This is a genomic window from Elusimicrobiaceae bacterium (genome assembly GCA_028700325.1).
In the GTDB taxonomy this organism is placed as follows: Bacteria; Elusimicrobiota; Elusimicrobia; order Elusimicrobiales; family Elusimicrobiaceae; genus JAQVSV01.
This window is the reverse complement of sequence record JAQVSV010000055.1, coordinates 1-14,349: the sequence shown is the minus strand read 5'-3', so window position 1 is coordinate 14,349 and position 14,349 is coordinate 1. Positions and strand designations below refer to the sequence as shown.

Annotated in this window: 12 protein-coding genes; 1 reads left to right on the top strand and 11 read right to left on the bottom strand. The window is 60.0% G+C overall.

Translation table 11 applies throughout. The features are described 5' to 3' along the window. On the bottom strand, window positions 1–337 hold a 337-nt coding region (locus tag PHW69_07565; GenBank protein MDD4005042.1), incomplete at its 3' end, for a hypothetical protein. 20 nt (window positions 338–357) lie between these two features. Then, window positions 358–3,804: a tetratricopeptide repeat protein gene (locus PHW69_07560; GenBank protein ID MDD4005041.1), complete on the bottom strand. Its 3,447-nt coding sequence runs from the start codon at window positions 3,802–3,804 to the stop codon at window positions 358–360. Window positions 3,805–3,859: 55 nt separating this feature from the next. On the opposite strand from PHW69_07560, the gene PHW69_07555 reads away from it, so the two are divergent. Beyond that, complete coding sequence (locus PHW69_07555) at window positions 3,860–4,570, top strand: hypothetical protein (GenBank protein MDD4005040.1); 711 nt, start codon at window positions 3,860–3,862, stop codon at window positions 4,568–4,570. Here the strand turns inward: PHW69_07555 and PHW69_07550 are convergent, their stop codons facing one another. From PHW69_07550 to PHW69_07510, 9 genes are all read right to left on the bottom strand, one after another. Further along, window positions 4,571–5,128 carry an HDIG domain-containing protein gene (locus PHW69_07550; protein ID MDD4005039.1) on the bottom strand — a complete coding sequence of 186 codons (558 nt, stop codon included), beginning with the start codon at window positions 5,126–5,128 and terminating at the stop codon, window positions 4,571–4,573. Window positions 5,129–5,239: 111 nt separating this feature from the next. Further along, window positions 5,240–7,000 carry a hypothetical protein gene (locus tag PHW69_07545; protein ID MDD4005038.1) on the bottom strand — a complete coding sequence of 587 codons (1,761 nt, stop codon included), beginning with the start codon at window positions 6,998–7,000 and terminating at the stop codon, window positions 5,240–5,242. A gap of 87 nt (window positions 7,001–7,087) precedes the next feature. Next, the gene (locus tag PHW69_07540) at window positions 7,088–8,401 is read right to left on the bottom strand and encodes a DPP IV N-terminal domain-containing protein (GenBank protein ID MDD4005037.1); all 1,314 of its coding nucleotides are present in this window, start codon (window positions 8,399–8,401) and stop codon (window positions 7,088–7,090) included. Beyond that, window positions 8,398–9,222, bottom strand: a complete 825-nt coding sequence (locus PHW69_07535) for a tetratricopeptide repeat protein (GenBank protein ID MDD4005036.1) — start codon at window positions 9,220–9,222, stop codon at window positions 8,398–8,400. Before PHW69_07535 ends, PHW69_07540 begins: the two co-directional genes overlap by 4 nt. A 26-nt stretch (window positions 9,223–9,248) precedes the next feature. Beyond that, a complete protein-coding gene (pal, locus tag PHW69_07530; protein ID MDD4005035.1) occupies window positions 9,249–9,836 on the bottom strand; it encodes a peptidoglycan-associated lipoprotein Pal in 588 nt (195 codons plus the stop codon). Between the two features lie 99 nt (window positions 9,837–9,935). Then, on the bottom strand, window positions 9,936–12,092 hold the full coding sequence (locus PHW69_07525) for a hypothetical protein (GenBank protein ID MDD4005034.1): 2,157 nt from the start codon (window positions 12,090–12,092) through the stop codon (window positions 9,936–9,938). A 4-nt stretch (window positions 12,093–12,096) separates the two neighbouring features. Continuing rightward, window positions 12,097–13,014 (bottom strand): ROK family protein, encoded by a 918-nt coding sequence (locus tag PHW69_07520; GenBank protein MDD4005033.1) that lies wholly within the window; start codon window positions 13,012–13,014, stop codon window positions 12,097–12,099. Between the two features lie 36 nt (window positions 13,015–13,050). Next, window positions 13,051–14,007 carry a tyrosine-type recombinase/integrase gene (locus tag PHW69_07515; protein ID MDD4005032.1) on the bottom strand — a complete coding sequence of 319 codons (957 nt, stop codon included), beginning with the start codon at window positions 14,005–14,007 and terminating at the stop codon, window positions 13,051–13,053. A gap of 28 nt (window positions 14,008–14,035) precedes the next feature. Next, the coding region (locus PHW69_07510; protein ID MDD4005031.1) for a topoisomerase DNA-binding C4 zinc finger domain-containing protein at window positions 14,036–14,349 on the bottom strand (314 nt) is incomplete at its 5' end.

Genomic DNA, 14,349 nt, shown 5'->3' with positions numbered 1-14,349 from the left:
CGTCATCGCCGCCTTTCCAGTCCGGCGCCATGGCGTCCGAGTCCGTCTTGTCGCCGCGTACGGCGGCAACCGCCGAATTGCGGACCGAAGCGGACTGCATCTTCCTGTTTATTCTGGTTTTAATCACTTTCAGCTTTTCGGAAAACCAGCTTGTTTCGCCAGAGTCTTTTCCGGGCGCGGCTTCCGCGGCCGTTTCGTTTTTCGCGGCTTTATCCGCCGCGGTTTTGACTTCGGCTTTCACCGTGTCCCCGGTTTCCGCTTTGGCTGCCCCGTCCGCCGCGAACGCGCACGGCAGAAGAAGCGCCAGCATACCTGCAACCGCTAATGTTCGTTTCATTTATGACTTCCTCCCTGAGATTACTGCAATTTTATCAAATCCGCCGTTTCCTGCAACTCCGGCGCAAGGCTTACGGCGCGTTTGAGATACCCGTCAATTTCGTCTTTCCGGTTCAGCTGATGCGCCGTGCGGGCGAGGTTGAGCGCGATGCGCCCGTCATTGGGATCGGCTTCCGCCGCCTGCTTGTAATACAGCTGCGCCCGCTCGTAATCGCCTTTGAGATATTCTATGTTGCCCATGTTGTTAAGCGCGCTTGAATCAGAGGGCGCAAGTTTCAGAATCCGCTCGAAATAATCCCTGGCGTCGGAAGTCTTGCCATACTCGGCATACAGGATGCCGAGGCTGTTTAGCGCGGCGAAACTGTCGGGCGTTTCTTTCAGCTCCTGTTCGCAGGCTTTGCTGAGGAACGCGAAACGCTCGTCGGCGAATTTCCCGGAATCCTTGAGATAGGCCGCCCGCATCGCATCGGCCGGGGGTATGTCCGGCGTCCAGTCGGTCTTGGCAAGAGTAACCGGCTCGAACTCCTTCCATGCCGTCTGGACCGGCATTATTTTCACCGACTCCACGTTGCGGCTGTAGGTGGTAATGCCCTGCTTGGTCGAATCGGCGAAACTGCGGCCCAGCATGGTCGCCTCCACGGGCACCCACCAGGTGCCGTCATGCTTAATCATTCTGTCGCCGGGCAGCCCCGCTTCCTCCGGCGTGGACTTGCCGGTGTCGAACATCAGCGCGATATGGCTGGGATAGTCAAGCAGCGCGGTGCGCAGGCCGGCGCCCTCGAACATGGCCGAAAGCAGCGCCGTCAGATCGTCGCACTCGCCGCTTTTAAGGCGCAGGGTGTCGCGCGGCATCTGCACCGTGTCAACAGGCAGGGTCACGCTCGCTTTCACGGTTTCATACGGGTTGGCCGGATCGCTCATAAACTGCAGGCCGTACGCGCTCGCTCCGCTCCACAGCATGAGTGCGGTGCCCAGCTTGTGATCTATCAGCTGCGCGCCTTTCTTCGGCTGTTCCAGAATCACTTTCTTGGTGAAATCGAAAACCGGCGGATCCTTGGGCGTGATGAAATTGCCCAGCCGGTCGGGTTTGTCCCATATGATCGCGTTGCGCGACAGCACTTTCACCGGCAGCGTAAGAGTCTGCTCCCGCTCGCGTTCGTTCATGAAATAGGCGGCGGTCAGTTTGGCCTGCACCGGCGTGTCTTCGGAAATTTCCAGAATGCGGTTGCTCAGCGTCACCAGCAGCGGCACCCGCACTTTCTCGCGCGCGGGTATGCGCTTGATGATCTTATCAAACGGAAAATCCATGAAATCCTTCATCTCGAACGACAGTTTCACGTCCTTAAAAGCCGTGTCGGTGTTGTTGGCCAGTTCCACATATCCGATCGGATTTTTCAGGTAATACTTATAATTCGCCGAAAAAATATAATTGATATCTGTGTTCTGGATATTGAGTTTCGGCACGTTGAGGCTGCCCGGCACGAACACCCTGTGCGCCGGCGACAGCAGACCTTCTCCGCCGGACAAGGAAACCGCGCTCAGCTTGTAATAATAGGTGGCGGGCGCAACCGGCACCACTTCCCGGGCCGCGAGCCCCTGAGTGGAAAAAATCAGCGCGTATCCGCTGTCAGCGCGGGTGGACCGGTAAACGCGGTACTGCGCAAGCCAGGCGTTATTGACGTCCCGCCACGCCAGCGCGACCTCGTCTTCCGACACGGAAAAAGTTGAAACGACAGGCGGCGCGAGCAGCATTTTGAACCGGTATTCGTCAAATTTCTTCCGCTCGGGATCGGTGATGTAGAGGCTGTCGCCGGAAAACGCGATCTGGGCCGGCGCCATGTATTCCCCGCGCCCGGTGCCCCGGGCGAAAAACGCGGCCTTGAATTTACCCTCGCGGGTAAAAATTTTAACGCGCCCGTCGCCCGCGTCCAGCACATACACGAACTCGCGCCCGTCATACGCGATGGAAACCGGATTGATAAACTGGCCCGGCATTTCGCCCGCCTCGCCCCACACCTGCTTGAGGTTGCCGTTAGGCAGCAGCTCAAAAACTTTTTTCAGGCCGCGATCAAGCACCAGCCGGTGATTATCTTCAAGAATCACGATCCCGACCGGCTTGTCCAGCTTGTATTTTCCCAGTTTCGGCCCGGCCGCGTTGACGAACATGCCCGACACGGTGAACTGCTGTATGCGGTAATTGCCTTCGTCGGCCACAAACACCCCGCCGCCGCTATCCGCCGCCACACCAGCAGGCTCGTCCATGCGGCCTTCCTTGGAGGAACTGCCCATGAACCCGGCCCGCTCGCCGATAACGCGGATGAATTTTCCATCCGGGCCGAACACCTCCACCCGGTCGTTGCCGGAGTCCGACACATAAAATCCGTTTTTCGCGCTGAACGCGATCGAGCGGGGCTCGCGCGTTTTGCCCGGCTCCTTGCCGTATTCGCCGAATTTAATCGCACCGGACCCGCTTTTGAAAACCTTTTCTTCGCAATAGTATCCGGTCACCACGCCGGAAGACACCACAAACGGGAATATGGCCGCCTTGTCCTCGCGCAGCGGCCCGGCAAGCGTCATGCTGGCGTTGAAAGCGGGTTTCTGCGCGACCGCCGCGCCGGCGGTAACAAACGCAATGCGGGTGACGTTCTTGTTGCCGGAGTCGGTGATAAGGATATCGCCGTTATCCGCGGCATCCACCGAGGCCAGTTCGCGGAACTGGCCTTTGCCCTTGCCCAGCGTGCCGAACTCGCCCTGCGGCAGGCCGTCCGCCGAAAACTCTATCACCTTGCCTTTGTCCGCGCTGGCTGAATAAAGCAGCCCGAAATGATTGGCGCAAAACGCCCGGCCGGCAACCTTGAGCGCGCCCAGCCGCGTACCGTCCGGCGCGAATCGCACAACTTCCCCTCCGGCCGCGCCCATCACAAAAATATTGCCTTCGCCGTCCACGCTCAGGACCGCCGGCTCGGCGACTCCCGTAAACGAGCGCGCATAAACACCGTCTTCCGTGAATACCGCCACGCGGCTGTTGCCGGTATCGGCGACATAAATCATGCCGTCCTGACCAGCGGCCACGGCTTCGGGCGCGGAAAGCCTGCTCGCGCCCTCGCCCGTATTGCCGAACCCGAAAAGGAAATTGCCGTCCCTATCAAACGCCTGCACCCGGTCATTGCCGGTGTCCGCCACATAAATCAGGCCGGAGGCGGTGACGCAAAGTCCGGCCGGCTCGTCGAACCGACCCGGGCCGTCGCCCGCTTTGCCTATGAAATCCGGCAGTTTCCTGCCCTCGGTAAATAGCACCAGCCGCGAATTGCCCTTGTCCAGCACATACACCCTGTCGCCCACTGCGGCGGCAGCGACCGGTTTTTTATAGGAATAGGATTTATATTCCCCGACTACATTAACCTGCTCGAAAGCCATTGCGGCGCATGAACTGGAAAGTAATAAACTCAACAGCAGACTTTTGTTCATAAACATTCCCCTCATCAGCTATATATCATTAAGTTTAGCTATAATAATAGCGGATATGCAAACTCCTTTATGTCACACGGGCCGGCTGTTGACGGCAGGACTGCTATTGCTGTTTTTCGCCGGGCATTGCCGCGCCGAAACGCCCGCCCCGGCTGAAAACACTGAGCCCGCCCGCGCCGCCGCCGGCGCGCGAACCCCGCCGGACGACCAGCCTGCGCCTTTCAGCTTCACGCTGACTGCCGACGCGGCAAAAACCGATTTTTCCGCCCGCTGCGGCCTGCGTTTTTCCAATGACGATCTTAAAACCGCGGCGCCGCGCCTGTTCCGGCTGCTCAGCAGGCCGGGCTCCATGCTGTCCGCCCTGCTCAGCCCGTTAACTCCGTCGGGAGCGCGCCGGCTGGCCGGCGGACTCACTAGAAATTCCAGCGTCAACCTCTCCGGCGTCCAGTTCCGCCCGTACAGAATATGGCAGCAGGTTGATTATTACTGGCTTGCTCCGGCACCGCCTGAAGCCGCTCCTTCCGCCGGTCAGCCGCGGGACCGACAGAGATTTGACGCGCTCGGCACCGCCGCGCAAATGAAAATACTGCTGGCCCCGCTGGTGGAAGACGTAAAAACCGGGTTGTCGGACTCTCTTGCGGAACAGGCGTTCGACCGTTCGGTCGGAACCGCGAACCCGCGCTACCGCGAAACCGTAGAACCCGGAGAGAAACGCCGGGTCGTCACGGAAATCGAACGGCTGGGCAGGCTCTGGCCGTCCGACTGATCACAACCCCAGTTCCGGCGCGATTTCGCGCATCGCGTTTACCGCCAGTTCGGCGAATTCAGGCAGCGGAACCCCTGTCAGTTCACATTCCATGATATTCTCGCGGCTGACCGAAGCGGCGAATTTGGTTTCCTTCATCCGCTTGACCACGGATTTTGATTTTACCGACGCCAGTTTTTTATCCGGATACACCAGCGTGGTTGCGGTGATCAGCCCTGTAATCGTTTCGCCGGCCGCCAGCGCATGCTGGAAAATGGAAGCCCGTTTTTCGCCGGGCCAGGCGGCTTCGTTGTGCAGCCGGACGGCGGCGATCAGCTCCTGCGGGTAGCCATTATCCGCCAGCAGTTGCGCGGCGACCCGGCAGTGCTGCGCCGGATCGGAGCCGGTAATTTCCACATCCACATCATGCACCAGCCCGGCTATGGCCCACAGTTCGGCATCCTGATTCAGGCGCACCGCCAGCGCGCGCAGCACCGCTTCGCTGGCGAGGCAGTGCCTGATCATATTCTCGTTTTTCACATACTGGCCGAGCAGGGCAAAAGCGGCTTCACGGTTCATATCCGTATTCTCCTTGTAAAAATATTTCACCCATCCGCATTAATTTTAATAAATTTGCCGGCCGGCCGCGCGCGAATACGGAAAAACCGCAGCCGCGGAGCGGGCAATGCCTCACGGCATTTGCCTGACGGTATAAAACAATATGCCGTTTTCGTTTTTTCCGTAACCCGGCACGGGCACCAGCCAGCCGGGCGTTTCACCACGCTCAAGCGCGTCGGCGAACCGCTGGCTTTGCTCCAGCAGTCTGGCGCCGGCGCAGAAAAGCACCGCCTCGACTCCCGCCGATTTAACAACCCGATACGCGGCTTCATCTGAAGCCGCGTCGAAAAATTCCTCATACTGTTTCCGCTCCGATACCAGCTGGTAATAATTCCCGGCCAGCGCATTATGCTGGGTCCAGTACACAAGCTGCGGCGCAAAACCGGCCTGCACAAGCACCGTGACAGGCTTTGCGCCCAGCGCGGCCGCGATTCCGCCCCGCCGCAAAGCGGACCCCAGCGCCTGCTCCGCGGAGCAAGACGCGGGCGTGAAAAAAATAACCGCCGCCGGCGAAAAAATTACGGCCAGCAGAGCCACCGCCGCGATCAGGCGGCCCTCGCCGGTTTTCCTGCCGCCCGGCCAGCGCATTAGCGAAGCGCACAGCGCGGAAAGCGGAATTACAAACAGCGGTGTCGCATACCGCAGCCACCGCACCTCGTAACACGACAACGCTCCGCACACCACGCACAGGGCAGCCATCATCCTCCAGGCCGCCCTGTCCACCGGGGCGGCCTTTACCGAATAAAAACCCGCCGCTGCCGTCGCGGCTGTAAATTCGAACCAGAAAGCCAGCTGTATCGCGGCAGGCAATTTAACCAGCGCCCGGCATTCCCTTATTATTGAATAAAACGCTTCTCCGCCGTACTGCCGGACCGGGCTGGCGAATAAACCGGGAAACAGCAAATATTCCGCCGCCAGCACGCACAAAACCATGCCCGCCGCCGCATAAAACCGGGCGCGCGCGGTTTCCAGCCGCCAGAAGAAAAATCCGTAAACCCATGCGGACAGCCCGATAAATGCGAACAGCGCGGCATGCGCTGTTGAAACCATGTCATACACCGCGCCCATGCGCACGCCGGCCGGATATTCGACCAAAACAGCCGCGCCAAGCACAGCCGCCGCGCAGCCGGAAAGCCATACGGCCCCGAACCGGCAGTCGGGCTTTTTTGCATAAACGCACCACAGCGCGATGCTCCCGCACACAAGTCCCGCAAAGACCATGAACACCACGCTCACCCAAATCCCCAGCCCGATTATGACCCCGGCGATCGCAAACCCCGTCCGCCCTTCGGTTTTGAAGATCTTGAACGCCGCCGCCACAAGCGCCAGCCATAAAACCGCCTGCAGTCCGTGGTGGTCGGCATTGCCCGGCACCAGCACTCCCCAAAACAGCAGCCGCAGCGCCGCCACCGCCGGAACGAAAAACAGCGCGGCAGGCGTAACGCCGGCATAAACGCCGCACAACGCCAGACAGAACCCCGCCGCGGCAAACAGTACCGCCGGATACCAGCCGCTCCACTCAAACAGCGCCGCGCGGAATCCTTTATCCTGCGGAAAAAACCGCGCGCCGTTTATAAGCAGAAAATCCGCCGGCGCGGTCCAGTGCAGCCGCAAACCCGCCGGCGGACCGATTTTATTGATTGTGCGGGCCGCCCGGTCGCCGGTGACGTAAACCTGTTCCGCTTTCATAAGCCGGAGATAGGTGTCGGGATCGTCTGTGCCCGCCCGACCGCTGCGCGCCCATTGGTTTATGAACAAAGCCGACGCCATAAGCCCGAACGCGAACATGGCCAAAGTGACAGCCGCTATGATTTTTTTGTTACGCCGGCCCATGCGTTAATTATAACATTACGGCGCCACGCGCCCGGCCGGCGTTTTCAGCCCGGGCGGAAACACGGTCAAAAAAACTCGCGCGGTTATTTAAGGGGACCAGTGCGGCGTGTATGATTTTCCCGGCAGCCGCTCCACAAGATGCGGGGCCGAGCCGTCGGCATCCATGACATAAATCTGCCGGGCGTTGTTGCGGGTTGAAGTAAACACGATAAATCTTCCGTCGGGCGACCAGGACGGATCCTCGTTGGAGCCCGCGTCGCGGGTAACGCGCCGCAGCTGCGAACCGGTGGGATCTATCAGATAGATATCCATGCGATCGCCGGGTTTTTCCCGCCCGGAAAACACGATCCAGTCGCCGGCGGGCGACCATTCCGGCGAGTCGCACCAGTTCAGCCGGGTCAGCCGCTTGAGCTCGCCGGTCGCCTGCTCCAGCACATAAATCTGGGGATTGCCGCTCCGGTCCGACACAAACGCCACATAATTGCCGTCCGGCGAGAATGTCGCGGAGCTGTCCACGCTGTAGCCTTTCGTCAGCTGACGCAGCTGTTTGGTTTCAAGGTTCATTATATAGATGTTCGGCGTGCGCCCGCGCGACAGCGTGAGCACCAGTTCCTTTCCGTCCGGCGAAACCCCGCCCGGCAGATTGATGCCCTGGTAAAGCGAAAGCGGTTTGATCTTGCGTTCCGCCAGATTGATCTCGAACGTGTCGGGGTTGCGGTACCGGTAGGTGGTATAAAACAGCCGCTCGCCGTCAGGCGCCCAGCGCGGCAGCAGCGCTATGGATCTGTCGCGGGTAAGCTGCGTCAGGTTCTTGCCGTCGTAATCAACCAGATAGATTTCCTTATGGCCCGTCGAGTCATTGGCGAAAGCCACGCGCGTATGCGCTATGCCGGTCCGGCCGGTGATCTGACGGACAACCTGATCGGAAAAAAGATGCCCGCCCCGGCGCAGCCCGGCGGCGGAGCCGCGGTAATATTTGCTCAGGATAGCCAGACCCGACTGCAAATCATACAGATTGACCGACATCGTCCACTGCTTGCCCTCAAGATCGCCGCATTTCGCCAGCACCAGATACCGCGCGCCGGTTTTTTTCCACGCCTCCAGCCCGGACCGGTTATCGTCCCACTCCACGCGCGGGCCGGCCGACTCGTCCACATCGAAATACCGCGAAAACAGCAGATCCGCACGCACCACTTCCTTTAGCCTGCGCGCGGTTTCCATATCGGCCGGCGAACTGGCGCGTTCAGCCAGAAATTCCGGCATGGCAAGCGGAATTTTATCGGTCTTGCCCGACTGGCCCTCCACCCCGATATAAATGTCGCCCTGAGCGGCAAACACGCCCGCCGGGCACCAGCCCGCCAGAATCAGCGCGCTCAGAATTACACTTGCGGTTTTTTTCATTTAGACCCGGATGCCCCGTTTTTCCGCCCGCGCTTGCCTGACTCCGGCTGGGCGGCTTTTTTCGCCGGCAGGGAAGGACTGGGCGGCGCGGCGGGTTTTACCTGCGCCGCCGGCCCGGTCCGGTCCGCGGCGGAACCCGGCTCAAGCTTTTCCAGTTCGGCGCGCGCTATGGCGGCCTGCTGGCTGTAAGGAAAATCCTTGATGACGAAACGGAGATAATTTTTCGCCTCCTCGTCCTTGCCGCCCAGCGCGAGCAGCGCCTGCGCGTATTTCAGCCGCGCTGCGGCGGTGAATTCGCTGCCGGGATATTTGGCGAGCACCCTGGCGTAGGCTACGGCGGCGTTTTTGCGGTCGTCCTTGCCCTCGTAGGCGTTGCCAAGGTAATAATAGCAGCTGTCGCCCAGCTCCCCGCCGGGGAATTTTTCCAGATAAAGCGAGAACCCCTGCACCGCGCTGTCATAACTGCGGCGCATGAGATTGGCGTAGGCTTCGCCGTAAATCTGGCTGGGCAGCACGGCGGCAGCCTTGCTTTTCGTTTCCGCCATGGCGGTGTCAAACATCACGCTAAGATCGTCAAGTTTGGCGGAATTGCGCGACAGCCGGCTGTCAAAATCCTTCAGGGTTTCGGACTGCGCGTCATAGCTCTTGCCCATCCGCTCGAACCGCTGGTTCATGTCGGCCTGATTTTTCGACATCTGCTCAAGCGTGGCGTTCATCGCGTTAAGCTGGCGGTGCAGCAGGTCGGTGTCTTCCATCGTGGCAAGACAGCCGCTCATGCCCAGCGCACCGCACAGCGCCGCGCCGACTCTCAGATATCGCATTGCGTTATCGCTCACGGCCGTGTGCCCTAACCGCGGATCTTGGTTTCCGCGCGGCGGTTTTTCTGCCAGCACTCGTCGGTCTGCTCGGAGCAGACTGGCTTTTCCTTGCCGTAGGAAATAGTGGTGATTTTTTCTGCGGTTATCCCCAGCCCCACATAATAATCCCGCACGGATTTGGCACGTTTCTGGCCAAGCGCGATGTTATACTCGATGGTGCCGCGGTCGTCGCAGTGGCCTTCCACCAGAACATCGTCCTTTTTAAAGGATTTAAGCTGCAGCGCGTTTGACCGCGCGGCCCGCTGCGCGTCGTCAGTCAGTTCATATTTGTCAAACGCGAAATAAAGCGGCGCGAGCCCGTCGGAGGCGTCGAACACGCCGGCGCGGATATTGGCTTCAGGCTCGGCGGCCTCTATGATTTTATCCTCTTCCATGCCGGGCAGAATGGGAATATTGTCGTCCGCCACTACAATATTGTCCGCCTGCAGATTCTGTTCGCCTATTTTTTCGGCGCGCGCCCTGGCGGCCGAGTCTTCAGCGGTCTTCACATTTTTGCTGCCGCAGCCGCTCACGGAAACCAGCGCGAGCGCCGACACTAACAGGAAAATCTTTTTCATTACATACCTCCGCAGTTGCGTCTTCCCTTTACTCTAATAATGTTATCAGAGTATGAGCCAAGCGTCAAACCCGTTCGGGAAATTACCGGGCGCAGCCGGCTAGAACGGATTGGCCTGCACTGCCGGGTTGGCGTCGGCAGGGCCGGTCGCGCCCGGGCCCTGGTCGCGCCACGGATACCAGAACCGCTGCGCCTCCCGTTCCGACACGATGCGGCTTTTTACCGTGTTAAACCGCAGGTTGATATTGAAATTGAACGCCTGCACCCCGGGGCGGAGCCGTACGTTCCAGACGGTGTTGAAATCATGGAATGTCTTGTAAACAGTCAGTTCCTTGGAATAGAGACTGAGCGACTCAGCCTCAAACCCGCGCATTCTTATGTTATAACCCAGCCCCGCCTGCACTCCCCACGACCGGCCCTGCGGGAACCAGTTGAACGTATGGTTGACGATATAGCTGGAGGGATCGTTTTTGTAATTCGACAGACCCAGCCCCATCCGGTTGCCTTCCACTTTGCCGCAATCGGCCTGGAACGAGAAAGCCTGATTGCCGTCGCCGATCGCATAGGTGTCGTTGAAAAACACCGTCAGCTCCGGCCGCGGCGTGTAGGCGAAATTGAGCACGAACGGGCTGATCCTGTCTGTAAAATCGCGCGCACCGCTTCTGAGATCGCGGAAATCGTAGCTGCTGGAAAATATCAGGTAAGTATCTCGGCTCGGCCGAAAGAAATTGGAATAGGAAAGCTGGTTCATTTCGCTGCCGCGGTCATCGGCCAGCGCGTCGCGCGTGAAAGTGTTTGTGGAAAACCGGCGCACGAAAGTCTGTTTCAGGTCCGCCGTGCCGCCCCAGAAAATATTGTGCCGCAGGGAGAACGAGCCGCCAATCCGGCCGATCCGCTGGTCGCTCTGGCGCGACTGAAAATCCGCCGCGTAAGGCGAGAGCAGCACCGTCTCGTCATAAAAAACCGACGGCACCATGCTCCAGCCAGCCGCATAAAAACTTTTGTCCACATTCCACCGCGCGTTGGCTTTTGACAGATAATAGCCGGTCGTCTGGGTCTGCGCGCTTTCGTATGAAGCGGTAACGGTGTTCAGAACCGGCAGTTTCAGCGCCTGAAACGGCGCGGTATTGAAATCCAGCCGGGGGCGCGCCTCGTAGGTTTTAACAAACTCGTCGCCCGACATCGTTTCCTGTTTGATGTAGCTTACGCGCAGAAGCGTTTTGCGGGTCTGGCGGACAACGGCGGCGCTGGCGTTGGCGTCGGGGCTGACGGCGTAGGGATTGGACCGGAAAAAATCGTTGTTGAAATACGGGTCGGACACCAGCCGGAACTGCGCCTGGCTGTAATAAAGCTCGCCGTCCGGCTCGCCGCCGGACAGAGTGTCGCGCAGTTTCCACCAGTAGCCGCCCGTCAGACCCCAGCGCTTATTGGCCGTGCCGTTCTCGCGGATATAATAACCCGCCACGCTGCCGTTGAATCGGGCCGGATCCTTATACCCCAGCTCCGAGCCGGTTCCAATGCCCAGATTGGTGAAATAATCAAGAAACAGTTTGCCGGTGAACCGCGGATTGAATTTATATACCGTGGTGGTTTTGAGGCTGCCTCCGCTGCGCTTGTCGTACCCCATGGCCACATAGGTGACATACGGGTTTTCCGTGCCCAGCGGCTTGTAAAATACCGGCATGTAAAACACCGGCACGTTGTCAATGTACAAAACCGCGCCGGTACCGTAAACCCGCCGGCCGGGTATCACGCTCAGTCTGTTCAGCTTTATATAGTAATGCGGATCCTTCAGATTGCAGCTGGTTATGCGGACCTTGCGGTATTTCTGCTCGGTGCCGGAGGAGAGCGACATCATCTCCGAATCCATCACCCGCCAGGCTCCGTAAGAAGCCGAAACGTAATTCAGCGTGGCCGATTTAACAGCCCAGTCAAACACGCCGTCCTCGCCGTAAAAAGCGTTCTCGCCCTCCTTCACCAGCACCCCGCCCGACGAAACCGCCACCGTGCTCGACGGATAAACCGTAAACTCCTCGCCGAACAGCTCGCGGCCCGGCAGCTCGTCCGGCCGGCCGACTTCCTTCAGTTTCACATGGCCGGAAAGCTTTATGCTGTCGGCGGCGCGGTTATAGTCGGCGCGATCGGCTTCGAAATTAATATGCGGACTGCCGCCGGCGTCCGGCAGGTCATAGCCGAACGCGCCGGCCGTAAAAACCGCCGCCAGACATGCAAGCGCGAAGCGTGGCAGGTATCTCACGGTTTTATTTCCGGCAGCAATGCCGGGCATACAGCGCGGCGCCCATACTGCCCAGATTAGGAAAGCGCGACACTTTCAGCTTCACATGCCTGAACGCCGTGTCCATCGCCCAGTCCGCGAACACTTTTTCAACCGCCGGCATAAAAAATTTTTTCGCTCCGCTGAGCCCGCCGGTAAACACTATCGCGTCCGGGCTCAGCAGCACGCACGCGTTGCCCAGCCCGTACCCGAGGTATTCGCCTGTTTTGCGCCACAGCTCCAGCGCGGCCTTGTCGCCGCTTTCCGCCGCTTCGGCCAGCCAGAGCGGATCAATGCCGTCGGGTATTTTTTTGCCCGCCGCCGCATAGGCCGACCGGGCCCGCGCTATAATGCCGTGTTTGCCGCAATACGCCTCAAGACAGCCCCGCCCGCCGCACGGACACCTGCGTCCGCCCGGCTCTATGTTCATGTGCCCTATTTCGGCCGCCGCGCCCGTCGCGCCGCGGAACAGCTCGCCGTCAAGCACCAGCCCGCCGCCCACTCCGGTGCCGAGCGTTACGGTAATCACGGTGGGATATTTTTCCTTCAGGTCATAGGCGTAAGCGCCCCAGGCGGCCATATTGGCGTCGTTATCGAGCACGCAGGGTATCCCGGTCCGCTTTTTGACCTGCTCCGCTATGTTCAGATTCTCTATGCAGGGAATATTGGGCGCCTTGTGCACCACTCCGCGCTCAAAATCCACCGCGCCGGCGAACCCCATCGCGGCGCACAGGCGGCCGCCCAGCTCTCTCTTCCACTGCAGAATCCGCTCCGAAATCACCCCGACAAATTCCCCGCCCGTGGCGGGCGTATGAGCCTGCGCGCGGTCAAGCACTCTGCAGTTATCGCCCACGGCCACGAATTTTATAAAAGTTCCGCCCGCGTCAACGCCTATTCCGATCATGAACCTCCTCCTTGAAAACAGCCGCCGCGCCCGCGTTCATGCGGCGCGCCCATCAGTTCCGTCCGGCTTGAAGGCGGCGTGGCGCCGCCGTGCCGCTTTCGGATGAGCCCCGTCATACGCCTTGCGCAGGTGCCGGTACGACACATGCGTGTAAATCTGGGTCGTGGCCAGGTTCCGGTGCCCGAGCATTTCCTGCAGCGCACGCAGGTCGCACCCGTTGTTAAGCATATGGGTGGCGAAACTGTGGCGCAGCGCATGCGGCGAAACCGCGCGTTCGGCGCCGGTCACATACAGCGCCCGCTTCAGCACGAACGCAACTCCGTGCCCGCCTAGCCGGGCGCCATTGCGGTTGACAAACATCGGCTCACCGGGCCCCGGCCCGGCCCGTTCGGCGAGATACTCCCGCAAAGCCGCCAGCGCCCGCTCGCCCACCGGCACCAGCCGTTCTTTCGAGCCTTTCCCCAGCACCCGCACGAACCCGCTGTAAAAATCCACGTCGCCTACATTCATCCCCGCGGCTTCCGCGCGGCGCAGGCCGCTGGAGTAAAGCAACTCAAGCAACGCGCGGTCGCGTTTCTCATACCGGGGCAGACTGCTCTTGCGGCCGCCCGCGCGGTCCGTATATTTAAGCCCATCAATCAGCCCGGCCACTTCCTCCTCGGTAAGAAACCGCGGCAGCCGGCGCTCTTTTTTCGGCAGCGGCAGCAGCAGAAACGGATTGCGCTTGAGCAAACCCTGATCCATCGCGTAGCGGGCGAAACTGCGCAGCGCGGAAATCTTTGTTATCACGGTGTTGCGCGCCGGGCCGGCCGCGCTCAGATACGCCAGATACAGCCGTATGTTCGTCCTGTTAAACCCCGCGAGCGTTGCCGCGCCGCGCCGGCCCTGAAATTCCAGATACTCGTCAAGGCATGCGCTGTACGCGCGCAGCGTGCGGGCCGCGTAATTGCGCGACCGCAGGTACAGCAGAAATTTCTCGGCCTGTTCCCGCATGGTTTAGCGGCGCGGCAAACCTGCGCCGTCAGCCATTCTTAACGGCCTGTCCGGCCTCGGCTTTTTTAAGCAGTTCCTCTATTTCTTCAGGCGTCGTTTTCACGATATTTTTGCACCGGGGATACCCGGAACACGCCAGAAACCGCCCGCGCGGGCCGTTGCGCAGCAAAAGGATTTTTCCGCATTTTTCACATTTGCGGTCGGTCGGAAGCGGGCCCGAACCAGCCACCTTGTTGCCCTCGCCGTCAAGCGAATGGGTGTTTTTGCAGGCGGGAAAACCGGAACACGCCATGAACCGGCCGCGCCGGCCCTGCCGGATCACCATCCGCCGGCCGCACAGCT

Excerpts from the sequence above, each read along its gene's own strand:
- PHW69_07550 (MDD4005039.1), bottom strand. The coding sequence starts at position 5,128 with ATGAACCGTGAAGCCGCTTTTGCCCTGCTCGGCCAGTATGTGAAAAAC.
- PHW69_07545 (MDD4005038.1), bottom strand. The coding sequence starts at position 7,000 with ATGGGCCGGCGTAACAAAAAAATCATAGCGGCTGTCACTTTGGCCATG.
- PHW69_07560 (MDD4005041.1), bottom strand. The coding sequence starts at position 3,804 with ATGAACAAAAGTCTGCTGTTGAGTTTATTACTTTCCAGTTCATGCGCC.
- pal (MDD4005035.1), bottom strand. The coding sequence starts at position 9,836 with ATGAAAAAGATTTTCCTGTTAGTGTCGGCGCTCGCGCTGGTTTCCGTG.
- PHW69_07535 (MDD4005036.1), bottom strand. The coding sequence starts at position 9,222 with ATGCGATATCTGAGAGTCGGCGCGGCGCTGTGCGGTGCGCTGGGCATG.
- PHW69_07515 (MDD4005032.1), bottom strand. The coding sequence starts at position 14,007 with ATGCGGGAACAGGCCGAGAAATTTCTGCTGTACCTGCGGTCGCGCAAT.
- PHW69_07520 (MDD4005033.1), bottom strand. The coding sequence starts at position 13,014 with ATGATCGGAATAGGCGTTGACGCGGGCGGAACTTTTATAAAATTCGTG.
- PHW69_07540 (MDD4005037.1), bottom strand. The coding sequence starts at position 8,401 with ATGAAAAAAACCGCAAGTGTAATTCTGAGCGCGCTGATTCTGGCGGGC.
- PHW69_07555 (MDD4005040.1), top strand. The coding sequence starts at position 3,860 with ATGCAAACTCCTTTATGTCACACGGGCCGGCTGTTGACGGCAGGACTG.